26 protein-coding genes are annotated in these 20432 nt (G+C 66.6%); 10 read left to right on the top strand and 16 right to left on the bottom strand.

Going from position 1 to position 20432, the window contains the following annotated elements; translation table 11 throughout:
* Positions 1–3: 3 nt before the first annotated feature.
* Positions 4–927, bottom strand: a complete 924-nt coding sequence (locus tag ACTG4X_RS15060) for a YihY/virulence factor BrkB family protein (protein ID WP_093052133.1) — start codon at positions 925–927, stop codon at positions 4–6.
* A gap of 85 nt (positions 928–1012) precedes the next feature.
* Between ACTG4X_RS15060 and ACTG4X_RS15055 the strand changes: the two genes are divergently transcribed.
* Genes ACTG4X_RS15055 through ACTG4X_RS15040 form a run of 4 tightly spaced genes read left to right on the top strand, consistent with a single transcriptional unit; the run spans position 1013 to position 3679 of the window.
* Entirely contained in the window at positions 1013–1582 is a 570-nt protein-coding gene (locus ACTG4X_RS15055; RefSeq protein ID WP_440534183.1) for a chromate transporter, read from the top strand.
* A complete protein-coding gene (locus tag ACTG4X_RS15050; protein WP_093053164.1) occupies positions 1579–2178 on the top strand; it encodes a chromate transporter in 600 nt (199 codons plus the stop codon). The genes ACTG4X_RS15055 and ACTG4X_RS15050 overlap by 4 nt, the downstream gene beginning before the upstream one ends.
* A gap of 39 nt (positions 2179–2217) precedes the next feature.
* Positions 2218–3189 carry an aldo/keto reductase gene (locus tag ACTG4X_RS15045; protein ID WP_354337857.1) on the top strand — a complete coding sequence of 324 codons (972 nt, stop codon included), beginning with the start codon at positions 2218–2220 and terminating at the stop codon, positions 3187–3189.
* A gap of 13 nt (positions 3190–3202) precedes the next feature.
* Positions 3203–3679: a DUF3237 domain-containing protein gene (locus ACTG4X_RS15040; protein WP_426392651.1), complete on the top strand. Its 477-nt coding sequence runs from the start codon at positions 3203–3205 to the stop codon at positions 3677–3679.
* Between the two features lie 3 nt (positions 3680–3682).
* On the opposite strand, the gene ACTG4X_RS15035 is transcribed toward ACTG4X_RS15040, so the two are convergent.
* On the bottom strand, positions 3683–4204 hold the full coding sequence (locus ACTG4X_RS15035; protein WP_440534182.1) for an N-acetyltransferase family protein: 522 nt from the start codon (positions 4202–4204) through the stop codon (positions 3683–3685).
* A 48-nt stretch (positions 4205–4252) separates the two neighbouring features.
* On the opposite strand from ACTG4X_RS15035, the gene ACTG4X_RS15030 reads away from it, so the two are divergent.
* The 3 genes from ACTG4X_RS15030 (at position 4253) to ACTG4X_RS15020 (ending at position 6435) form a co-directional block, all read left to right on the top strand.
* Positions 4253–4843: a helix-turn-helix domain-containing protein gene (locus ACTG4X_RS15030; RefSeq protein WP_440534181.1), complete on the top strand. Its 591-nt coding sequence runs from the start codon at positions 4253–4255 to the stop codon at positions 4841–4843.
* Between the two features lie 109 nt (positions 4844–4952).
* Positions 4953–5123 (top strand): hypothetical protein, encoded by a 171-nt coding sequence (locus tag ACTG4X_RS15025; protein ID WP_176928733.1) that lies wholly within the window; start codon positions 4953–4955, stop codon positions 5121–5123.
* Between the two features lie 115 nt (positions 5124–5238).
* Positions 5239–6435 carry an NAD(P)/FAD-dependent oxidoreductase gene (locus ACTG4X_RS15020; RefSeq protein WP_440534180.1) on the top strand — a complete coding sequence of 399 codons (1197 nt, stop codon included), beginning with the start codon at positions 5239–5241 and terminating at the stop codon, positions 6433–6435.
* 12 nt (positions 6436–6447) lie between these two features.
* Here the strand turns inward: ACTG4X_RS15020 and rlmB are convergent, their stop codons facing one another.
* Genes rlmB through ACTG4X_RS15000 form a run of 4 tightly spaced genes read right to left on the bottom strand, consistent with a single transcriptional unit; the run spans position 6448 to position 9483 of the window.
* Positions 6448–7194, bottom strand: a complete 747-nt coding sequence (gene rlmB, locus ACTG4X_RS15015; RefSeq protein WP_007828317.1) for a 23S rRNA (guanosine(2251)-2'-O)-methyltransferase RlmB — start codon at positions 7192–7194, stop codon at positions 6448–6450.
* Positions 7195–7237: 43 nt separating this feature from the next.
* Entirely contained in the window at positions 7238–8221 is a 984-nt protein-coding gene (locus tag ACTG4X_RS15010; protein WP_093052157.1) for a hypothetical protein, read from the bottom strand.
* A gap of 4 nt (positions 8222–8225) precedes the next feature.
* Positions 8226–8717, bottom strand: a complete 492-nt coding sequence (locus tag ACTG4X_RS15005) for a hypothetical protein (RefSeq protein ID WP_307614535.1) — start codon at positions 8715–8717, stop codon at positions 8226–8228.
* A 55-nt stretch (positions 8718–8772) separates the two neighbouring features.
* Positions 8773–9483 carry an ABC transporter ATP-binding protein gene (locus ACTG4X_RS15000; RefSeq protein ID WP_093052161.1) on the bottom strand — a complete coding sequence of 237 codons (711 nt, stop codon included), beginning with the start codon at positions 9481–9483 and terminating at the stop codon, positions 8773–8775.
* 36 nt (positions 9484–9519) lie between these two features.
* Here ACTG4X_RS15000 and ACTG4X_RS14995 point away from each other — a divergent pair, with 36 nt between their 5' ends.
* The gene (locus ACTG4X_RS14995) at positions 9520–10164 is read left to right on the top strand and encodes an arylesterase (RefSeq protein ID WP_440534179.1); all 645 of its coding nucleotides are present in this window, start codon (positions 9520–9522) and stop codon (positions 10162–10164) included.
* A 65-nt stretch (positions 10165–10229) separates the two neighbouring features.
* Here ACTG4X_RS14995 and ACTG4X_RS14990 read toward each other — a convergent pair whose 3' ends face one another.
* Both ACTG4X_RS14990 and ACTG4X_RS14985 read right to left on the bottom strand, forming a co-directional pair.
* Positions 10230–10433, bottom strand: coding sequence for a hypothetical protein (locus tag ACTG4X_RS14990; protein WP_093052173.1), 204 nt, complete (start codon positions 10431–10433; stop codon positions 10230–10232).
* A gap of 114 nt (positions 10434–10547) precedes the next feature.
* Positions 10548–11741, bottom strand: a complete 1194-nt coding sequence (locus tag ACTG4X_RS14985; RefSeq protein ID WP_440534178.1) for a PLP-dependent transferase — start codon at positions 11739–11741, stop codon at positions 10548–10550.
* Positions 11742–11830: 89 nt separating this feature from the next.
* Between ACTG4X_RS14985 and ACTG4X_RS14980 the strand changes: the two genes are divergently transcribed.
* Positions 11831–12679 (top strand): AraC family transcriptional regulator, encoded by an 849-nt coding sequence (locus tag ACTG4X_RS14980; protein ID WP_440534177.1) that lies wholly within the window; start codon positions 11831–11833, stop codon positions 12677–12679.
* Between the two features lie 90 nt (positions 12680–12769).
* Positions 12770–13219: a VOC family protein gene (locus tag ACTG4X_RS14975; protein WP_093052182.1), complete on the top strand. Its 450-nt coding sequence runs from the start codon at positions 12770–12772 to the stop codon at positions 13217–13219.
* 40 nt (positions 13220–13259) lie between these two features.
* Here the strand turns inward: ACTG4X_RS14975 and ACTG4X_RS14970 are convergent, their stop codons facing one another.
* From ACTG4X_RS14970 to hfq, 8 genes are all read right to left on the bottom strand, one after another.
* On the bottom strand, positions 13260–13784 hold the full coding sequence (locus ACTG4X_RS14970; protein WP_081269111.1) for a phosphoribosyltransferase: 525 nt from the start codon (positions 13782–13784) through the stop codon (positions 13260–13262).
* A gap of 17 nt (positions 13785–13801) precedes the next feature.
* Complete coding sequence (locus ACTG4X_RS14965) at positions 13802–15133, bottom strand: adenylosuccinate synthase (protein ID WP_093078104.1); 1332 nt, start codon at positions 15131–15133, stop codon at positions 13802–13804.
* 23 nt (positions 15134–15156) lie between these two features.
* Positions 15157–16317 (bottom strand): ATP phosphoribosyltransferase regulatory subunit, encoded by a 1161-nt coding sequence (locus ACTG4X_RS14960; RefSeq protein ID WP_097199416.1) that lies wholly within the window; start codon positions 16315–16317, stop codon positions 15157–15159.
* A gap of 56 nt (positions 16318–16373) precedes the next feature.
* Positions 16374–16562 carry a DUF2065 domain-containing protein gene (locus ACTG4X_RS14955; RefSeq protein ID WP_081269108.1) on the bottom strand — a complete coding sequence of 63 codons (189 nt, stop codon included), beginning with the start codon at positions 16560–16562 and terminating at the stop codon, positions 16374–16376.
* A gap of 16 nt (positions 16563–16578) precedes the next feature.
* Positions 16579–17478, bottom strand: coding sequence for a protease modulator HflC (gene hflC / locus ACTG4X_RS14950; RefSeq protein WP_093052191.1), 900 nt, complete (start codon positions 17476–17478; stop codon positions 16579–16581).
* A 17-nt stretch (positions 17479–17495) separates the two neighbouring features.
* Positions 17496–18875, bottom strand: a complete 1380-nt coding sequence (gene hflK / locus ACTG4X_RS14945) for an FtsH protease activity modulator HflK (RefSeq protein WP_093052194.1) — start codon at positions 18873–18875, stop codon at positions 17496–17498.
* Between the two features lie 74 nt (positions 18876–18949).
* Positions 18950–20131, bottom strand: coding sequence for a GTPase HflX (hflX, locus tag ACTG4X_RS14940; RefSeq protein ID WP_093078099.1), 1182 nt, complete (start codon positions 20129–20131; stop codon positions 18950–18952).
* Positions 20132–20186: 55 nt separating this feature from the next.
* Positions 20187–20432, bottom strand: a complete 246-nt coding sequence (gene hfq, locus ACTG4X_RS14935) for an RNA chaperone Hfq (RefSeq protein WP_012747311.1) — start codon at positions 20430–20432, stop codon at positions 20187–20189.

Genomic DNA, 20432 nt, shown 5'->3' with positions numbered 1-20432 from the left:
GGCTCAGGTGTCGTTGTGTGGCAGCGGCACGTTGCGCGTCGGCGACGGGTTCAGGTCGGCGATGCCCTTCGTGTCCTTCATCGAGCCGTAGGTACGCGCATAGACCCAGGTGAACTCGGCCCCCAGCAGGAAGATCTGCGCCGAGTAGTAAACCCACACCAGCACCACCACCAGCGAGCCCGCGGCCCCGTAGCCCGAGGCCACGCTGCTCTTGCCGATGTACAGCCCGATCAGGTGCTTGCCCACGGTGAAGAGCAGCGCCGTGACGGCCGCCCCCACCCACACGTCGCGCCACTGCACCTTGGCGCGCGGCATGATCTTGTAGATCATCGCGAAGATCGCCGTCACCATCGCGAAGCTGAAGACGAAGTTGACGGCCTGCGCCGTTGTCTCCCACGCTCCGAACACCGGCGACCACCACTTACCCAGGGCCGCGAGCGCCGCACTCGCCACCAGCGACACCATCAGCAAAAAGCCGATGCCCATGATCATGCTGAACGACAGCATCCGCACGCGCAGCATGTTGAACAGCCCCTTGTTCTTGGCGCGGGCCGGCGCGCGCCAGATGCGGTCGAGCGCGTCCTGCAGTTCGCCGAAGACGGTGGTGGCGCCCAGCACCAGCAGCCCGATGCCGATCACCGTGGCGACGATGCCTTCGGCCGGCTTGTTGACGGCCTTCAGCATGCCCTGCACCGCAGCCGCACCCTGCTCGCCCATCAGGCCCGAGAGCTGCGCGAAGATCTCGCCGCGCGCGGCCTCCTGCCCGAAGACCAGGCCGGCCACCGCAATCACGATCAGCAGCAGCGGTGCAATGGAGAACACTGTGTAGTAGGCCAGCGCGGCGCCCATGCTCGGGGCGTAATCGTTCGACCAGGAGTTGAAGGCCCGCTGGCAGAGATCGAAGAGTGCGCGCAGTTGCTTGACCATGCTGAAGTGTCCCTGTGGAATCGCCCGGCGCCATGTCGATCCGGCGCCCGGCATGTTGAAAGCGTGCCTACGATAATCGCTCCACATGCACCCGTCTCCCCCCGCTGCCCAGCCCCAGTCGCCACGCGACCTTTTTGTTTCATTCACCTGGCTCGCGTTGCAGGGCTTCGGCGGTGTGCTCGCCATCGTCCAGCGCGAGATGGTCGAGAAGAAGAAATGGCTCACGCCCGAGCAGTTCCTCGAAGACTGGGCGGTGGCGCAGGTGATGCCGGGTCCCAACGTGATCAACCTCGCGCTGATGATCGGCGACCGCTACTTCGGCTTGCGCGGCGCGCTCGCCGCCCTGGCGGGCATGTTGACCATCCCTCTGGTCGTCATTCTTGCGCTGGCCGTGCTGTATGCGCACTTCGCCGGCAACCCGCAGGTGGCGGCCGCGCTGCGCGGCATGGGCGCGGTGTCGGGCGGACTGATTGCCGCGACCGGCATCAAGCTGGTGCCGCAGCTGCGCAAGCATCCGCTGGGCTTTGCAACCTGCCTCTCCTTCATGGCGCTGGTGTTCGTGGCCATTACGGTGTTCAAGATTCCGCTCGGATGGGTGCTGCTGGTGGTCGGCGGCGTCGCCTGCGTGTGGACCTGGAAGAAGATCGCGCCATGACCATCACGATGCAATGGCACGACTGGCTGGCCCTGTTCGGTCAATACGCGCTGCTGTCGCTGCTGTCGATCAGCGGCGCCATCACCACGGTGCCCGACATGCACCGCTACCTCGTGGTCCAGCACAGCTGGCTCACCGACGCGCAGTTCAGCTCCTCCATTGCCATCGCGCAGGCCGCGCCCGGCCCCAACGTGCTGTTCGTGGCGCTGATGGGCTGGAACGTCGGGCTCAACGCGGGCGGCGGCATCGGCGCCGGGCCCTCGGCCTGGCTGCTCGGCTTCTTCGGGCTGATGCTCACCATGGTCGGCATCATGCTGCCGAGTACCACCCTCACCTACTTCGCCACGCGCTGGGGCCACCGCAACCGCACGCGCCGAGAGGTCCGCGCCTTCAAGCAGGGCATGGCGCCCGTGGTGGTGGGCCTGCTGATCGCCACCGGCTGGGTGCTGGCTGCGGGAAACCATGCCGGCAATGCGCCTGCCTGGCACCTGTGGCTGCTGACCGGCGTTTCCGCCCTTATTGTCTGGCGCACGCGCATTCATCTGCTCTGGCTGCTCGGCGCCGGGGCGGCGCTGGGCGCCGTGGGCTTCGTCTGATCCTTCGTCTCATCCCTTTCTTCTTCAGGAACACTCGACATGTCGCAACTCCGCCCGCTCGGCCGCTCCGGCCTCCTGGTTTCCCCGCTCGCCTTCGGCGGCAACGTGTTCGGCTGGACCGTCGACGAAGCGGCGTCGTTCAAGCTGCTCGATGCCTGGCTGGACGCGGGCTTCAACTTCGTCGACACCGCGGACGTGTATTCGGCATGGGTGCCGGGCCACACCGGCGGCGAGTCGGAGACGATCATCGGCAAGTGGCTCAAGCACAGCGGCAAGCGCAACCGCGTGGTGCTGGCCACCAAGGTCGGCAAGCCGATGGGCGAAGGCAAGGTGGGCCTGGCACCAAAGTACATCCGCGAAGCCGTCGAGGCCTCGCTCAAGCGCCTGCAGACGGACTACATCGACCTCTACCAGTCGCACGACGACGATGCCAGCACGCCTCTCGAAGAATCGCTCGGCGCCTTCGACGACCTGATCAAGGAAGGCAAGGTGCGCGCCATCGGCGCCTCGAACTACAGCGCACCGCGGCTGGCCGAGGCGCTCGACGTGTCGGAACGCCTGGGCATCGCCCGCTATGAAAGCCTGCAGCCGCTGTACAACCTGTACGACCGCGCCGTGTTCGAAGATGCGCTGGAGCCGCTGTGCATCAAGCGCGAAGTGGGCGTGATCAACTTCTACGCTCTGGCCGCCGGCTTCCTCACGGGCAAGTACCGCACCGAGGCCGATGCCGCCAAGAGCGCGCGCGGCGCCAACACCACGAAGAAGTACCTCAACGAGCGCGGCCTGCGCATCCTCGACGCACTCGACAAGGTGGCCCAGCAGTACAACGCCAAGCCGGGCCAGGTCGCCATCGCCTGGCAGATCGCGCGGCCGGGCGTGACGGCGCCCATTGCCAGCGCCACCTCCATCGCGCAGCTCGAAGAGCTCGTGGTCGCGACGCAGCTGAAGCTCGACGCGGGCACCATCGAGATGCTCGACCGCGCCAGCGCTGAAGCAAAACCCGCTGCCTGAGCGGCTCCCGGCGATGAGCGTGTTCGACACCATTGCAGCGCCCGCACTCGAGCACTTCGTCGACCTGCGCGTCGAGGTGGGCGTGCCGCAGGTGCTGGGCAACAGCCCGCGCGGACTGCGCCGCGTGGTGCCGATCACGGGCGGCGAAGCCATCGGCCACGGCTGGCGGGCGCGCGTGCTGCCGGGCGGCAGCGACTTTCAGCTGATAGTGAGCGACACGCTCTCCGAACTCGATGCGCGCTATGGACTGGAGACCGATGCCGGCGATATGGTCTACGTGCAGAACCATGCAGTGCGTTCGGCCTCGCCCGAGGTGATGGGCAAGCTGCTGCGCGGCGAGCCGGTCGATCCGTCGCAGGTGTACTTTCGCTGCAGCCCGCGCTTCGAGACCGCCTCGCCTTCGCTGAAGTGGATCAACGAGCGCATGTTCGTCGGCGCCGGTGTGCGCCACCCGGCCGAGGTGGTGATGCGCTTCTTCGCGCTGATCTAGCTGCTAACCGTCGACCGGATTCATCGGCGTCGCAAGAATGCGCTGGTAGAAGGCCACGTCGAGCCAGCGGCCGAACTTGAAACCGGCCTGCCGCACCGAGCCCGAATGCTCGAAGCCCAGGCGCTCGTGCAGCGCGATGCTGCCGGCGTTGGCTGCATCGATGGCGCCGACCATCACATGCACGTCGCGCGCGATGGCCTCGGCAATGATCGCTTCCATCAGCGTGCGGCCCAGGCCCTCGCCGCGGTGCGCGCTGTCGACATAGACCGAGTGTTCCACCGTGTACTTGTAGGCAGGAAAGGCGCGGAACGTGCCGTAGCTCGCGAAACCCAGCAGCTTGCCGGCATCGTCCACGGCACCGATCACGGGAAAGCCGTTGGCGCGCTTGGTGGCAAACCACGCGACCATGTTCTCTGGCGTGCGCGGCTTGTAGTCGTACAGCGCGGTAGAAGTGACGATGGCCTCGTTGAGGATGGCCAGGATCGCGGCGGAGTGCGCTTCTTCTGTGCAGGGGATGAGACGCATGGTGTCCTCGTTGAAATTTCGTTCAATATAGGAGAATAATAATCTCATATGAGAAACGATTCATCTCCTGCCGACGCGCCCGGCCAGGACATCGACATGCTCATCGCCACCCGGCTGCTGGCGCTGAGGCAGGCGCAAGCACTGAGCCTCGCGGAGCTGGCTGAGCGTTCGGGCGTGAGCAAGGCCATGATTTCCAAGGTGGAGCGTGCGCAGAGCAGCCCCACGGCCGTGCTGCTGGGCCGGCTGGCCGCCGGGCTCGGGGTGCCGCTGGCGCAGCTCCTGACGGAAGAGAAAGAGCAGCCACAGCGCCTGCGCACGCGCGCCGAGCAAGAAATCTGGCGCGACCCGAAGGCCGGCTACCTGCGGCGCCAGGTCGCCGAGCGTCATGCGGGCGGCGGCGTCGAGTTGGTCGAGGTCGAGCTGCCGTGCTCGGCGCAGGTCGACTACCCGCGCTGGAGCGGCAAGCCCTACCGGCAATGCCTGTGGATGCTCGAAGGCGCGCTGCGGGTGGACTACGGCGACGAGCGCTTCGAACTCGCACCGGGCGACTGCCTCGACTTCGGCGTGGACCGGCCACTGGTCTTCAAGGCGCTGGGGCGCACCGCCTGCCGCTATCTGCTGGCGGCAAGCCCGGAGTAGCCGTACGCGCAGGGTAGGCAAGCTCCGACACGCACTGGCGGTCGACGCCTGTGCGGCGCCTGCCACCCCTCGGGATACTGCAAGGCATCTCAGCTTCAGAGGAACGACGATGTCATTCGCGCTCTACATGATCGGTTTCGTGATCTTCCTGGGCGGCCTCATCTGGGGCGCCTCCGTCGCCGGCGTGCCGACGCTCTACATCGGCATCGGGGCGGTGATCCTGCTGGGGATCGGCATCTTCAGCGCGGTGAGCCGCACGCGTGGCAAGGATCCGTCCTGACCGGCCGGGTGCATCCAGCAGGTTCACACAGGCTTCACGCCGCACGCACATGGCGTAGCTAACTTCGCATGCGCACCGCAGACCGCGGTGCGCATCGAATCCAGTTGGCTGCCCCATGCACACTTCTTCCAGCTTCTTTTATCCCCTCGCCTCCTCATCCTGCGCAGCGCCCCAGCCGGCCCCGGCTCCGGCAACAAGCCCCGGCAACATCAAAGTCGACCTTCTCGTCGTGGGCGCGAGCTTTGCGGGCCTAGCCTGTGCCCGGGCCGCGGCCCTTGCAGGTCTCAGCGTGATGGTGCTGGAGAAGAAGAGCAGTGCCGGCGCCAAGCTGCACACCACCGGCATCATCGTCAAGGACGCGGTCGACAGCGTGCCGTGGCTGGCCGAAGTGCCACCCGCGCTAGTGCGCCGCATCGAAGGCGTGCGGCTCTATGCGCCCAACATGCGCCACGTCGACCTGCACGCGCCGGGCTACTGGTTCTGGGCCACCGACGCGCCCGCCCTGCTCGACTGGATGGTCGGCTCGGCCCGCGCCAGCGGCGTCGACGTGCGGCTGGGCACGCTGTTCGAGCAGGCGCTGTGGCTCAACGGCCGGTGGGAAGTGCCGGTGACGCAAGGGCCCTGCATCACGGCCACCTACCTCGTGGGCGCTGACGGCCCCCACTCGCGCGTTGCCAAGGCCCTGGGCCTGTCGCGCAACACGCGCTTCCTCTACGGCATCGAGCACGAGTACCAGGGCGCGCGTATGACGCCCGGCCTGCTGCATTGCTTCATCGACCGCAAGCTCGCGCCAGGCTATATCGGCTGGGCGCTCGACGGGGTCGGCGTGAGTCAGATCGGGCTGGCGCGCCGCATGGTGCACAACAGCGCGGGCGCACTGAAGCTCGATCCGCTGCTGCGCAAAATTGCCTCGGTGGTCACGCCCGGCGACGCCCCGCCTGTCGCGGTGCGCGCGGGAATGATCCCGTGCGGCGGCGTGCTGCCGATGGTGGCGCGCGAGCGGGCCCTGCTGGTGGGTGATGCGGCGGGCATGGTGTCGCCGGTGACTGCCGGCGGTATCCACACAGCGCTGCTGCACGGCGAGCGCGCGGGCGAGGCCGTAGCGCGCTTCGTGCGCGGCGAGGCCGGCGACCCGGCCACGTGGTTCGTTCGTGGCTACCCGGGCTTCCGGCTCAAGCGCGCGCTGCGCTGGGCCTTCGACCATTTCCAGAGCGACTGGATGTTCAACCACCTGCTGGGCACGCCGCAGATGCGGCGGGTGGCGGAGCTCATCTACTTCCACCGCAAGGGTGGATCGCTGCCCAAAAGCTAAAAGAGACGACGCTCAGGCGCCGCGCTGGCGCATCGCCTCGTAGAGGCACACGCCACTGGCCACCGAGACATTCAGGCTCTCGACCGCGCCGGCCATCGGAATGCTCACCAGCTCGTCGCAGGTCTTGCGCGTGAGCTGCCGCATGCCTTCGCCTTCGGCGCCCAGCACCAGCGCCAGGGGGCGCTTGAAATCGCTCTGGTAGATGGTGCCCGGGGCATCGTCGCTGGTGCCCACGCACCAGATGTTGCGTTCCTTGAGTTCGTTCAGGGTGCGCGCGAGGTTGGTGACCATGAAGTAAGGCACCGTCTCGGCCGCGCCGCTCGCCACCTTGGCCACGGTGGCGTTGATGCCGGCCGCGTGGTCCTTGGGCGCGATGACCGCATGCGCGCCGGCGCCATCGGCCACGCGCAGGCAGGCGCCGAGGTTGTGCGGGTCGGTCACGCCATCGAGCACCAGCAGCAGGGGCACGGTGCCGGCCTCTTCGAGGCCCTCGAGCAGTTCGTCGAGCGAGCGGACCTGGGCCACGGGTTCAACCCGTGCCACCACGCCCTGATGGCCGTGGCTGCCGCTGAGCTTGGACAGCCGCAGGCCGTCAGCCTCGACCAGCCGCACACCGGCTTCCTGCGCACGCGCGATGAACTGTTTCATGCGCGCATCGCGCCGGCTGGCGTCGAACATCACTTCGAGCACCGATTTAGGCGCGGTCTTGATGCGCACGCCCACGGCATGGAAGCCGAAGATCACTTTGGGGGAAGACATCCCTGGATTATCCCTACCCCCGGGACCCGGCCATTTCGCGTGGTCAGGCGATCGGCAAACCACTGAGCGCCCGGGTGCGCTCGTCGTGCAGTTCCTGCACCGCCAGCGCGCTCGGATGCACCTTCGCACCGTTGCCCACGCTCTCCAGGTACTGGCAGGCCGCATGGCCCTCAGCTGCCTTTTCGTAGCGCGCGATCCAGGCGTCGCGCGCAGGCAGCTTCTCGGGCGACACTGGCCATATGCCCGGCTGGGGCCGCATGTGTTCGCCGATGCCGATGCGCCAGGGCTTGGCGCTCACCCGGGCACGAAAGCATTTCTGGTTGCGGCACATGCGTGCGTAGACCTTGTCGACGCCCATTGCATGAAAGCAGTCGGCCACCGCGGTGTCGGTCGGATCGAAGACGTCGTGCATCGCCAGCACCCGGAAGCCTGCGGGCGTGCGGTAGATGCGCAGGTGCCAGTCGGGGTGCTGCTGCATGAAGCGCCCGATGCGCTCGGCCGCCCGCTTCTCAGGCGCGGGGTTGCCGCTGTGCTCGCCGCGCTTCTTGCGCTGGCCGATGACCCATGCCACGACGAAGACCACGATGCCCGCGATCAGCCCCCCCAGCCAGGTCTTGGCGGCCCAGCCACCGACCACCCCGGCGATCAGCGCCGGCACCAGCGCAAAGCCGAACACGCTGCCGCGCAAGGGCTCCTCGAAGTCGATGTCGACGAACAGCACGTCGGGCGTGTTGAGGCAGCGCGCGCCGTAGGTGTTGCGCGTGATGACGGTGTCGCCCTGGCGCTCGACGATTTCCTCGCGGATCGGCATGCCGTCGGCACCGTTGTAGGGCATCTTGCGTTCGCGGCGCTCGAGCTTCTCGCCCTTGTGGACGATGCGATCGAAGGCATCGCGCGTGCGCTGGTCGGCGTGCGCCTGCGCGGCCAGCGGGCTCTCGTCGGACCAGCCGAAGCGGCGCACGGTGAACTGCTTGCCGGCCACGCTCTCCTGGATACGGCCTTCGGCCCAGAACTGGGGAACGATCATCGACTCAAGCCTTTCCGGCAATCAACAACCAGGCCATGACCGCCGCCAGCACGATGATCAACGCCGGCAGCCATTTGTAGCCGTCGCCATGCACGCGGCCCGGTTCCTCCATCTGGCGGCGGGGCATGTGCTGGGTCAGGGGGCTGAAACTTCCGAGCGCCGGATCGTCATGGTTGTCGACCAGCCGCTTGGCCGCGGACAGGCTCAGGCCCGTGGCTTCGCGCGTGAGGCGGATGGCCTCGATCTTGTTGCCCTGCGCCAGGGCTGCGAGTGCGATGGAGGGCATGGAGGCGAAGCCGCGGTCCTGCATGGCGGCGGCAGGCGCACCGCGTCCGCTGGCTTCGCCTTCCCCCCGCTCCAGCCTGTCGGCGTAGCGATCGACAGCGTCCTTGGCCGACTTGAGGTCCACGCCCGTGCGGGCGCGCACGATCTTGATGGCCTCGATCATCCTGCCGCGCTGCAGCGCCAGGACGGCGTCGGTCGGAAGCTCCTCCATGAATATCTCCTGTGTGGCTGGCTATTTACTTATGTTTAATAGCTTATTGCGCTTGTCAGGCGGGCGCCAGAGCCACTTTTTCATTAAGTGCGACACGACCGGCCTCGATGGTGATGCGTCGCTCGCATCGGGCTGCGATGCCCCGGTCGTGGGTAACGAGCACGAGCGTGGTGCCGAGCTCGCGATTGAGATCGAACATCAGCCGCATCACCTGCTCGCCGGTGGCGAAGTCGAGGCTGCCGGTGGGTTCGTCGGCCAGCAGCAGCGCCGGTTGCACCACGAAGGCGCGGGCCAGCGCCACGCGCTGCTGCTCGCCGCCCGAGAGCACCTTGGGGTAGTGCCCGAGCCGCTGGCCAAGGCCGACGCGGCCGAGCATTTCGGTGGCAGCCTTGCGCGCATCCTTGCGGTTGGCCAGCTCCAGCGGCAGCATCACGTTTTCGAGCGCGCTCAGGTTGCCGAGCAGTTGAAAGCTCTGGAACACAAAGCCCACGCGCTGCGCGCGCACGGCGGCGCGCTCGTCCTCGTCGATGGCGAAGATGTCTTCGCCGGCGATGCGCACCGTGCCGCGCGTGGGCGTGTCCAGCCCCGCGATGATCGACAGCAGCGTGCTCTTGCCGGAGCCCGAGGCGCCAACGATGGCCGCGGTTTCCCGCGCGCCGAGGGTGAAATCGATGTCCTGCAGAATGTCCAGCGTGCCGGCCGAATCGGTGACGGACTTGAAGACATGCTCGACGGCGACAATTGCATCAGACGGGGGTTGGGACATGGAAAGGCTTTGGTTTTGAATCGACGTGACTTTATCTTGACCACCGCCGCGCTCGGCAGCGCGGGGCTATGGACGACCGCGGCGCAGGCCCAGGCTCAGGCCCAAGTACCGACGGCTGGCAAGCCGGTGATCCTGGTGCTCGGCGATTCGCTGAGCGCAGAGTACGGCCTCAAGCGCGGCGAAGGCTGGGTACCCTTGCTGGAAAAAAGGCTTGCGCAGCAGAAGATCGCGGCCACCGTGGTCAACGCCAGCATCAGCGGCGACACCAGCTCCGGCGGGCGCTCGCGCCTTGCTTCGCTGCTGGCGCAGCACAAGCCCAGCCACGTGGTGCTGGAGCTCGGCGCAAACGACGCCCTGCGCGGCCTGCCGCTCTCGGACACCGAAAGCAACCTGATGCAGATCACCAAGGCCGCGCAGGCCGCGGGCGCGAAGGTGCTGATCGTCGGCATCCAGGTGCCGCCGAACTATGGCGGCGACTACACGCGGCGCTTCGAGGCGGTGTTCTCCAAGGTGGCGGGCGCGACCAAGTCCGCGCTCGTGCCCTTCCTGCTCAAGGGCGTGGCCGATGCGCCTGACGCGCTCTCGCTGTTCCAGGCCGACCGCATCCACCCGACGGCCGCGGCGCAGCCGCAACTGCTGGACAACGTCTGGCCCGAGCTGCGCAAGCTGCTGCCGAAATAATCAAGAAAAAAGCCGCCGCAGGCGCAGGCCTGCGGCGGCTTCTTGATGGGTACGCCAGGAGCGGATCAACCGTTCTTGGTGGGCAACTCGGGCACCGTGGGTGGATCGCGTTCGAGCGAGGCCACGTCGGTTTCCGGATCTCCGGGGGCCAAGCCGTCGCTGCTCGGATTGAGTTTGCGGTTCGCCTTTTCCCGGAGCTTTTCTTCCTTCTTCTTCTTCTTGGCCAGCTCTTTCTGGCGCTTCTCGTAGCCGTAATTGGGTGTTGCCACTGCTTCTCCTTGGGCGAGGCAGTCAGGGTGACTGCGCGTGGCCTACTGTAAGCGATAACGGTGCAGTCCCAAGACGGTACCCACTGACGCTCCCAGAGAGCGAGAAGCGATTTTTTACATCCGCGCCAGCGCCTGCTGCAAGTCGGCGCGCAGGTCCTCCACATCTTCGAGGCCGATCGAAAAACGAACGAGCGTGCCCTTGTAAGGCCAGCGTGCCACGGAGGCATCGCGCATCAGGCCGATGTCGTACGGCACCACCAGGCTGATGGGACCGCCCCACGAATAGCCGAGGCGGAACAGCTGCAGGCTGTCGCAGAAACGGTCGACCTGCTCGGTGCTGTAGCGCTCGTCGAACACCACCGAGAACAGGCCTGCGGCCAGGTCGGTCTCGCCGCACAGCGCGCGCCAGTGCACGTGCCCGGGCGAGTCTTCGAGCGCGGGGTGCAGCACCTGCGCGATCTCGTCGCAGCCGTTGAGCCAGCCGGCCAACTCGCGCGCCGCGCGGTCGTGGGCGGCATAGCGCAACGCGATGCTGGGCAGCGAGCGCAGCAGCGTCTCTACGTCGCCCACACCAATGCCGAAGCCCATGCGCATGTGCGTGAGCTTGAGCGCGCGGTGCAGCCGCTCGTCGCGCGTGATCACGCTGCCCATGAGCACGTCGCCGCCGCCGCTCGGGTACTTGGTGAGCGCGTGCACCGAGATGTCGACGCCCTGCCCGCTGTCGTTGAAATCGAAAGGCGCAAAGGCCAGGCCCGCGCCCCAGGTGTTGTCGAGCGCGGTCATCACGCCGCGCGCGCGGCAAACGTTCACGAGCGCAGGCAGGTCGGGAAACTCCATCGTCACCGAACCCGCCGCCTCGACCCAGACCAGCCGCGTGCGGTCCGACAGCTTGGCCGTGAGGTCGGCCGGATTCATCGCGTCGTACATGCGATGGGTAATGCCGAAATTCGCCAGTTCGCCGGTGGCCAGCGCCTTGTTGGGACCGTAGGCGTTGGCGGGGATCAGCACCTCGTCGCCGGTCTTGAGGAAGGCGAACGACACCAGCGCGATGGCCGCAAGCCCGCTGGGCACGAGCAGGCATTCGGTGCCGCCTTCGAGCGTGGCCAGGCGCTCTTCGAGCGTGAAGGTGGTGGGCGTGCCGTGCAGGCCGTAGGTGTAGCCGGCCTTGGTGCGCCAGTCGCGCGCGCGCATGGCGGCCACGTCGGCGAAGAACACGGTCGATGCCTTGAACACGCCGGGCTGCGGCGCGGCGAAGGTGGCTGGCGGAACGTAGGGGTGGTGGATCAGGGTCGTGGAAGGCTTGCTCATGGAGCGATGCTAGCGCGAGCGCCGCATCCGGGGATTTCGCGGGCGGGGTGATTGCGCCGCGTGGCGGCTCGGCAGACACTTCCCGCGTCATGCAGCTGACCCGACCACCCTCCCCCCATCTGCGACCCTTTGTGCGGCTCCTGTGGGCCTCCGCGCCCGATGAGCCGCACGAGGGACGGCCGGGCGCGCGCGAACACGTGCTGCCCACGGGTGGCATGCACCTCGTGTTCCGGCTTTCGGGGCCGCCCTTGCGCCTGTTCCAGGACGATGCCGATGCGCGGGGCTTCACGGTGGGCCATGCCATGGTGGGCGGAGCCCGCTCGGCGTTCTTCGTGCGCGACGTGTCGGTGCAAACACGCTCGGTGGGCGCCATGCTGCAGCCGGGTGCGGCCAAGGCGCTGCTCGGTGTACCCGAGGACGCGCTGGCCGACCGCCACACATCGCTGGACGCGCTCTGGGGCGCGGACGCTGACTTCGCGTTAGAGCAGTTCCACGGCACCGACTCGCTGGCGCAGCAACTCGCGATCGCCGATGCCCTGCTGGGCGCACGCCTCGCCGCCTCCGCCATGCACGGACTGCATCCTGCGGTGGCACAGGCACTGGCCAGCATGGCAAGCGCGAGCGCCCGTGACGACGATGCGCAGGCCGGCGCCATCCGCGAACTGGTGAAGCAAAGCGGCTACAGCCACCGGCGCTTCATCTCTCTGTTCCGCCGCATGACCGGCCTGGCGCCCAAGCAGTACGCGCGCATGCTGCGCTTCGACCGCGTGATCGGGCAGTTCGCCATGGACCCCACCCAGCCCTGGGTCGATCTGGCGCTGCAGGCCGGCTACAGCGACCAGGCGCACTTCAACCGCGATTTCCTGGCCATCGCCGGCATGTCGCCGCAGGCGTACCGGCGAGCAGCGCCAGCATCGTCCCGGCATGTGCGAATCTGACTACTCACCCGCAGGTCAAATTTGTTCAAGACCTGAAAAGCAACGGTCGCCAGAATCGCAGCCGTCTCATCAACCCGACTGGACAAGAGCATGGCCATCCACGAACTGTTTCCGTACCTCTGCGTCCACGATGCCGGCGCAGCCATCGAGTTCTATTGCAAGGTCTTCGAGGTGAAGGAAATCTTTCGCCTGACCGAGCCGAGCGGCCGCATCGGCCATGCGGAGCTGGACTTCAACAATGGCGCGATCCTGATGATCTCAGACGAATTTGCCGAATTCAACATCCACAGCGCAAAGACGCTGGGCGGCACGGCCGTCACGTTGCACCTGCACGTGGACGATGCCGACGCGGTGGTGGCGCGCGCGGTCGCCGCGGGCGCCACGTTGAACATGGCGCCGCAGGATCAGTTTTATGGGGAACGTTCCGGCGTCTTTCATGACCCCTTCGGCCATCGCTGGAACGTGGGGCACAGCATCGAGAAGCTGACGCCGGAAGAAATGCAGCGGCGCTACACCGCGATGCTCAGCGACGCCGGGTGAGCCGGCGGCGCTGCTTATTGCCGAAGGGTCGGCCGATGGATCAGACCGACCACTTCTCGATCAGCTTCTCGGCGCCCATGGAGTCGTAGCCTTCGAAGGGCTGGTGGATCCACGGGTTGGTGGCAAGGAATTCCACCTGGTAGTCGGGCGTGAAGGTCGACAGTGCCTTGGTCCAGATCACCGCGCTGCGCAGCTCGGTGATGGGCGGGTAGTTGTTGCGCAGCATGTCCATCACGGCATGCAGCGTGTGGCCCGAGTCGGCCAGGTCGTCCACCAGCAGCACGCGGCCGGCGATCTCGCCCTTGGGCGTGGTGATGAAGCGGGCGATGTCGAGGTGGCCCTGCACCGTGCCGGCATCGGCGCGGTACGAGCTGGTCGACATGATCGCCAGCGGCTTGTCGAAGATGCGCGAGAGCACGTCGCCAGGGCGCATGCCGCCGCGCGCCAGGCACAGGATGGTGTCGAACTGCCAGCCCGACTGGTGCACCTTGATCGCGAGCTTTTCGATCAGGTTGTGGTACTCGTCGTAGCTGACATAGAGATGCTTGCCGTCTTCGGTCAACATGGTTCTTCTTTTCCTCTTCAGTCGGCCAGGTAGGGGTGGCGCATCATGATCGTGTGGTCGCGGTCGGGGCTGGTCGACACCATGTGGATCGGCACGCCAGTGACCTGCTCGATGCGCTGCAGGTACAGGCGCGCATTGATCGGCAGCTTGTCGTACTGCGTGACGCCGACGGTGCTTTCGCTCCAGCCTTCGAGGGTTTCGTAGATCGGCGTGCAGCGCTCGATCTCGTCAGCGCCCATCGGCAGGATGTCGGTGATTTCGCCGTCGAGTTCGTAGCCGGTGCACAGCTCGAGCTTTTCGAGGCCGTCCAGCACGTCGAGCTTGGTGATGCACAGGCCCGACAGGCCGTTGACCTGCGCCGAGCGCTTGAGCAGCGCGGCGTCGAACCAGCCGCAACGGCGGCTGCGGCCGGTGGTCACGCCCTTTTCGGCGCCCACGGTGCTCATGTGGTAGCCCGGGGTGCCGGGCGTGGCCCAGTCGAGTTCGGTGGGGAACGGACCGCCGCCCACGCGCGTGCAGTAGGCCTTGGTGATGCCGAGGATGTAATGCAGCATGCCCGGGCCCACGCCCGAACCGGCAGCGGCATTGCCGGCCACGCAGTTGCTGGAAGTGACGTACGGGTAGGTGCCGTGGTCGACGTCGAGCAGCGTGCCCTGTGCGCCTTCGAACAGCAGGTTGGCGCCGTTCCTGTGCGCGTCGTTCAGCTCGCGCGAAACGTCGGCCATCATGGGCTTGAGCAGCTCGGCGTGCCTCATGGCCTCGTTGAAGACTTCGTCGAAGTCGATGGCCGGGGCGCTCAGCACCTGCGTCAGCACGTGGTTGTGCAGGTCGAGCAACACGCGCAGCTTGGCCGCGAAACGCTCAGGGTGCTTCAGGTCCTGCACGCGCAGGGCGCGGCGGGCGATCTTGTCTTCGTAGGCCGGGCCGATGCCGCGGCCGGTGGTGCCGATTTTCTCGATGCCGCCCTTTTCGCGGTAGGCCTCGCGCGCGATGTCCAGCGCGGCATGGAACGGCAGGATCAGCGGGCAGGCCTCGCTGATGCGCAGGCGCGAACGCACCTCGACGCCGGCTTTCTCCAGCCCTTCGATTTCCTCGAACAGCTTGGCGGCCGACAGCACCACGCCGTTGCCGATGTAGCACTTGACGCCGGGCCGCATGATGCCGCTCGGGATCAGGTGCAACGCGGTTTTCACACCGTTGATGACCAGCGTGTGGCCCGCGTTGTGGCCGCCCTGGAAGCGGACCACGCCCTGGGCGCTTTCCGTCAGCCAGTCGACCAGCTTGCCTTTGCCCTCGTCGCCCCATTGGGTGCCGACGACGACCACGTTTCTTCCGGTGGTTACGCTCATGCTCGTTCCATTACTTCAAAAATTCAGATCGCTCGGACATTCCACTGGCCAGCTTGCTCGACGAGCTCGCGGTCGCAGTGGAATTCATCGATTTCGCTGCCATGGCCCGGCAGCACGCAGACTACCGTTTCGCCGGCCTTGCGCAATTGGGCAATTGCCTGACGCAGCCCGGCCGCGTCGCTCCAAGGTGCACGGATGGCGGCGCGCAGCGGGCGGGCCGGCAGCACGCCAACCAGTTCGCGCACGTCGAGGCTGAAGCCGACCGCCGGACGGTTGCGGCCGAACACGGCCCCCACTTCGTCATAGCGGCCGCCGCGCACCAGCGAATCGGCCGCGCCGGGCACGTAGATGCCGAAGCGCATACCGCTGTAATACGCATAGCCGCGCAGGTCGGCCAGGTCGAAGCTGATCTGGCGACCGGCCACGCCCTGCAGACCGGCGGCGAGCTGCTTCAGGTCGGCCAGAGCAGCGCCCACGGCGGGCGTGCCTTTCAGGGCCTTGGCGGCCTCGTCGAGCACCGACGCGTCGCCGTACAGCTGGATGAGGGCACGCAGCCCCTCGCGCGAGGCGGCGGGGAAATCCTTGGTGAGCGATTCGAGTTCGCTCGCGTCCTTGGCGGCCAGCGCTGCATGCACCCGGGCCAGCGCGGCCGCATCGACCGGCACGCCAGCGAACAAGGCGCGCACGATGCGAGCATCGGCCAGGTCGACGATCACGCCGTCGCGCAGGCCGGCGGCATCGAGGCAGTCGAGCGCCAGCAGCAAGGTTTCGATGTCCGCTTCGAGACCGGCATGGCCGTAGATCTCGGCGCCGAACTGCAGGGGCTCACGGGTGGCGTGCGGGCGATCTGGCCGGGTGTGAAGCACCGGACCGCAATAGCACAGGCGGGCAACACCGTCACGGTTCAGCAGGTGGGCATCGATGCGCGCCACCTGGGGGGTGGTGTCGGCACGCAGGCCCATGCTGCGGCCGGAAAGCTGGTCGACAAGCTTGAAGGTTTGGAGATCGAGTGCCTCGCCGGTGCCCGAGAGCAGCGATTCGAGATGCTCGAGCAGCGGCGGCATCACCAGCTCGTAGCCATAGCCACGGGCGGTATCGAGCAGCTGGCGTCGAAGTTCTTCGATGTGGCGCGCCTCGGAGGGCAGCACATCGGCAATGTGATCCGGGAGGACCCAGGCGGACATGGGGATCGGGGGCGTGGTTAAACCGGGATTCTACCGGGACCGCGACCAGCCCAAGACTAGGCCAGGATCCAGAGCAGTATCAAACCCAGCAGGATGCTGCAAAGTCCGAAGAAACGAAGCTGGCCGTCGCGCAGCTGCATGAGCTGCCCGAAGCCGCGCCGCCACCCTCCCGGCGAGACGAAAGGCAGGATGCCTTCGATCACCAGGACGAGCGCCAATGCGCTCCAGAAAGTGTCGGCGCTCACGGCTCCTGGCGAAGAATCAACGACGAGATGCGTTGGTGGTGGAGCCCGAGCCTTGCATGGCGCGGAAGAAGTCCGACGATGGGTCGAGCACCATCACGTCGCTCTTCTTGTTGAAGCTCTGCTTGTAGGCATCGAGGCTTCGGTAGAACTGCGCAAACTGCGGATCGCGGCCGAAGGCCTCGCTGTAAGCGGAAGCGGCCTGGGCATCGCCCTCACCCTTGATCTTCTGGGCGTCGCGGTAGGCGTTCGCCACGATCACCTCGCGTTGGCGATCGGCATCGGCGCGAATCTTTTCGCCTTCAGCCGTACCGGTCGAACGCAGCTCGTTGGCCACGCGCTTGCGTTCGGCTTCCATGCGGCGATAGACCGATTCAGTGATGGCTTCCACGTAGTCGACACGCGTGATGCGCACGTCGACCACGTCCACGCCCCAGGGCTTGGCACCCTTCACCACCGACAGCACTTCGCGCTGCACGTCGGCCATGAGGGCTTCGCGGCGCACCGAGATCAGGTCGCGCACGGTGCGCTTGTTGATGTTCTCCTGGAACGCATTGCGCACCACGCGGTTGAGCTGCATTGCACCGGCGTTCTCGTCGAGGCCGACGTTACGGATGTAGGCCTGCGGGTCGGAGATGCGCCAGCGCACGTACCAGTCGATCACCACGCGCTGCTTCTCGGCGGTGAGCATGGGCTCGGTGTCCACGCTCGACAGAGTCAGCAGGCGCTTGTCGATGTACGACACGTTCTGGAACGGCGGCGGCAGCTTGAAGTTCAGGCCGGGCTCGGTAATGACCTGCTTGATCTGGCCGAGGGCATAGACCACGCCGAACTGGCGCTGGTCGACCACGAAGAGGGTCGAGCTTGCCAGCACGAGCAGCACGAGGATCGACGTGGCGATGAATCCGATTCTGTTCATATTCTTTCGGGCCTTTCTCAACGCACGTCGCGGTCACGCGAGCGGCCATCGCGGCCACGCACGTCGGTCGTCGCAGGGGCCACCGGGATCACCGAGGACTGGGCCGGCGCGGTGCCGGCAACGTTGGGACTGGCCGCATCGACCGGGGTGGCCGCGGCGGCGCCGCTGTTGCCACTCATCTGCATGAGCTTGTCGAGTGGCAGGTACAGCAGGTTCGAGCCCTGCTTGCTGTCGACCAGCACCTTGGTCGTGCTGGCGTAGATCTGCTGCATGGCGTCGGTGTACATGCGGTCGCGCGTCACCTGCGGGGCTTTCTGGTATTCAGCCAGCACCGCGCTGAAGCGGCCTGCATCACCCTGGGCCTGCGCCACGATCCGCGCCTTGTAGGCCTCGGACTCCTCCTTCAGGCGCGAAGCCGTACCAGTGGCGAGCGGCACCACGTTGTTGGCATAAGCCTGCGCATCGTTCTTGGTGCGCTCGCGCTCCTGGCCAGCCTTGAGCACGTCGTCGAACGCGGCCTGCACCTGCTCGGGCGGACGCACGCCGCCCTGCTGCAGGTTGATGCCGACGACTTCGACGCCGATCTTGTAGCGGTCGAGGATGGTCTGCATCAGCGCACGCACGCGCGGTGCGATCTGGTCGCGCTCTTCGGCCAGCGCGGCGTCCATCTTCATCTTGCCTACCACCTCGCGCACGGAGGTCTCGGCCACCTGCACGACGGTGTCGGCGGGCGACTTGCTCTCGTAGAGCCAGGCGCGCGGGTCGCTCAGGCGGTACTGCACGGCGAACTTGATTTCGACGATGTTCTCGTCTTCGGTCAGCATGGCCGATTCGCGCAGGCCGGTGGAGCGCACGATGGCATCGCGGCCCACGTCGGCGGAGCGGATCTGCGTGGTCACCACCACTTCGTGGCGCTGAATGGGATACGGCAGGCGCCAGTTGAAGCCTGCACCCACGGTGCTCTTGTAGCTGCCGAACTGCGTGACGACGGCCTGCTGGCCTTCGTTCACGATGAAGAAGCCGGTGCCGAGCCAGATCAGGACGGCCACTGCGGCCACGAGGCCGAGGCCGAATCCTGCATTTTTCATGTCGGGCCTGTAGCCGTTGCCACCACCGCCGCTGCTGCCGCCGTTGGGACGGTTGCCGCCACCCTTGCCGCCGAAGAAGCCACCGAGCTTGCGATTGAGGTCGCGCCAGAGTTCGTCGAGGTCAGGCGGGCCCTGGTTGGGGCCTTGTCCGCGGGGACGGTTGTCGTTGCTGTTGTTGTTGCCCGGAGGCGGGGGCGTCGGTGCGCCGGGGGGATTGGCATCGGGGGGGCGGTTGCCGGCCGGGCGGTCGCCGTTGGAGGACGACGGCTCGTCGCCGCGCCCCCATCGGCCATCGTTCAGGTTGAACATGCCCAGAAACCCTCTCCGCGCTGGCTTTGAATTCATTCGCTTCGTTCTCTTGTCAGTGGCGGGATTGTGCCCAATCAATCGGCTGCATCGTGCAATTCAGCGTTTGCCCCAGGGGTCATCGTATCGGCTACGGAACCCGACTGCCGGGCGAGCTCGGCGCGCAGCAGCGGCACGCCCTCGCCGCTCTTGGCGCTGAGGAAGATGCGGGGGACCTGCACGCCGTCGATTTCCATCTCGTCCTGCAGATGCAGCGGATGTTGCGCGCTTTCAAGGGCGTCGAGCTTGTTGAATACCAAAAGCTGCGGAACGGTGTCGGCACCGATCTCGCGCAGCACCGCCTGCACCTCGGCCATCTGCTCGGGGTAATGCGGGTTGGAGGCGTCGATCACGTGCAGCAGCAGGTCGGCGTCGACCGCCTCCTGCAGCGTGGCCTTGAAGGCATCGACCAGGCCGTGCGGCAGGTCGCGGATGAAACCCACGGTGTCGGAGATCGATACCTGCCGCCTCCGTCCATCTTCGGTATTGCCCAGGTAGAGGTTGCGCGTGGTGGTGTCGAGCGTGGCGAACAGCTGGTCGGCCGCATAGGCGCGGGCCTTGACCAGCGCATTGAACAGCGACGACTTGCCCGCGTTGGTGTAGCCCACCAGGGAGATGTTGAAGGTCTCGCGGCGCTCGCGCTGGCGGCGCTGCGTGCCGCGCTGCTTCTGCACCTTGGCGAGACGCTCGCGTGTGCGCTTGATCGACTCGCTGATCATCCGGCGGTCGAGCTCGATCTGCTTTTCACCCGGGCCGCCGCGCACCCCGGCGCCGCCGGTCTGGCGCTCCAGGTGGGACCAGCGACGGACCAGCCGTGTGCTGAGGTACTGCAGGCGAGCCAGTTCGACCTGCAGCTTGCCTTCGTGCGAACGCGCACGCTGGGCGAAGATTTCGAGGATGAGGAAGGTCCGGTCGTAGACGGCAACGTCGAGCTGGCGCTCGAGGTTGCGCTGCTGCGCGGGGCTCAGGGCCTGGTCGAAGATGACCTCGCTCGCCCTGTACAGGGCAGCCAGCTCCTTGATTTCTTCGGCCTTGCCGCTGCCAACGAACAATGCCGCATCGGGCGCCTTGCGCTTGCACGCAAGACGGGCGACGGGCGTCAGGCCCGCGGTCTGCGCAAGCAGACCGAGTTCCTCGAGTTCGCTGTCGAAATGGGGCAGCCCGAAATCGACGCCGACGAGAACGGCGGCGCCTTCCTGGCGGGGGATCAGTTCAGACAAGCGGGATCAGAAATTGGGAAAAAGCGCGGCAGCAGAGCTGCCGCGCTCCGCGCGATCAGGCTGCGGCGTCGTCGTTCTCGGCAGCCGAGAAGTTGACGGCACGACCCGGCACGATGGTGGAAATGGCGTGCTTGTAGACCATTTGCGTCACCGTATTGCGAAGCAACACGACGTACTGGTCAAAAGACTCGATCTGGCCCTGCAGCTTGATACCGTTCACCAAATAAATGGAAACCGGCACGTGCTCACGACGCAGGGTGTTCAGAAACGGGTCTTGCAGAAGTTGCCCTTTATTGCTCAC

The sequence above is a fragment of the Variovorax sp. YR566 genome (assembly GCF_051992195.1).
Lineage (GTDB): Bacteria > Pseudomonadota > Gammaproteobacteria > Burkholderiales > Burkholderiaceae_C > Variovorax.
The sequence above is the reverse complement of the archived record's forward strand: the minus strand, read 5'-3'. Positions and strand labels throughout refer to the sequence as shown.

Bases quoted from the DNA above. Each gene is read 5' to 3' on its own strand.
- ACTG4X_RS15010 (WP_093052157.1), bottom strand. From the start codon at position 8,221: ATGATCGTTCCCCAGTTCTGGGCCGAAGGCCGTATCCAGGAGAGCGTG.
- ACTG4X_RS14965 (WP_093078104.1), bottom strand. From the start codon at position 15,133: ATGAGCGTAACCACCGGAAGAAACGTGGTCGTCGTCGGCACCCAATGG.
- ACTG4X_RS14980 (WP_440534177.1), top strand. From the start codon at position 11,831: ATGCAGCTGACCCGACCACCCTCCCCCCATCTGCGACCCTTTGTGCGG.
- hflK (WP_093052194.1), bottom strand. From the start codon at position 18,875: ATGTTCAACCTGAACGATGGCCGATGGGGGCGCGGCGACGAGCCGTCG.
- ACTG4X_RS14970 (WP_081269111.1), bottom strand. From the start codon at position 13,784: ATGTTGACCGAAGACGGCAAGCATCTCTATGTCAGCTACGACGAGTAC.
- ACTG4X_RS15025 (WP_176928733.1), top strand. From the start codon at position 4,953: ATGTCATTCGCGCTCTACATGATCGGTTTCGTGATCTTCCTGGGCGGC.
- hflC (WP_093052191.1), bottom strand. From the start codon at position 17,478: ATGAACAGAATCGGATTCATCGCCACGTCGATCCTCGTGCTGCTCGTG.
- ACTG4X_RS15035 (WP_440534182.1), bottom strand. From the start codon at position 4,204: ATGCGTCTCATCCCCTGCACAGAAGAAGCGCACTCCGCCGCGATCCTG.
- ACTG4X_RS15050 (WP_093053164.1), top strand. From the start codon at position 1,579: ATGACCATCACGATGCAATGGCACGACTGGCTGGCCCTGTTCGGTCAA.
- ACTG4X_RS15060 (WP_093052133.1), bottom strand. From the start codon at position 927: ATGGTCAAGCAACTGCGCGCACTCTTCGATCTCTGCCAGCGGGCCTTC.
- ACTG4X_RS14975 (WP_093052182.1), top strand. From the start codon at position 12,770: ATGGCCATCCACGAACTGTTTCCGTACCTCTGCGTCCACGATGCCGGC.
- ACTG4X_RS15055 (WP_440534183.1), top strand. From the start codon at position 1,013: ATGCACCCGTCTCCCCCCGCTGCCCAGCCCCAGTCGCCACGCGACCTT.
- ACTG4X_RS15000 (WP_093052161.1), bottom strand. From the start codon at position 9,483: ATGTCCCAACCCCCGTCTGATGCAATTGTCGCCGTCGAGCATGTCTTC.
- ACTG4X_RS15040 (WP_426392651.1), top strand. From the start codon at position 3,203: ATGAGCGTGTTCGACACCATTGCAGCGCCCGCACTCGAGCACTTCGTC.
- ACTG4X_RS15005 (WP_307614535.1), bottom strand. From the start codon at position 8,717: ATGGAGGAGCTTCCGACCGACGCCGTCCTGGCGCTGCAGCGCGGCAGG.
- rlmB (WP_007828317.1), bottom strand. From the start codon at position 7,194: ATGTCTTCCCCCAAAGTGATCTTCGGCTTCCATGCCGTGGGCGTGCGC.
- ACTG4X_RS15020 (WP_440534180.1), top strand. From the start codon at position 5,239: ATGCACACTTCTTCCAGCTTCTTTTATCCCCTCGCCTCCTCATCCTGC.
- ACTG4X_RS15030 (WP_440534181.1), top strand. From the start codon at position 4,253: ATGAGAAACGATTCATCTCCTGCCGACGCGCCCGGCCAGGACATCGAC.
- ACTG4X_RS15045 (WP_354337857.1), top strand. From the start codon at position 2,218: ATGTCGCAACTCCGCCCGCTCGGCCGCTCCGGCCTCCTGGTTTCCCCG.
- ACTG4X_RS14960 (WP_097199416.1), bottom strand. From the start codon at position 16,317: ATGTCCGCCTGGGTCCTCCCGGATCACATTGCCGATGTGCTGCCCTCC.
- ACTG4X_RS14985 (WP_440534178.1), bottom strand. From the start codon at position 11,741: ATGAGCAAGCCTTCCACGACCCTGATCCACCACCCCTACGTTCCGCCA.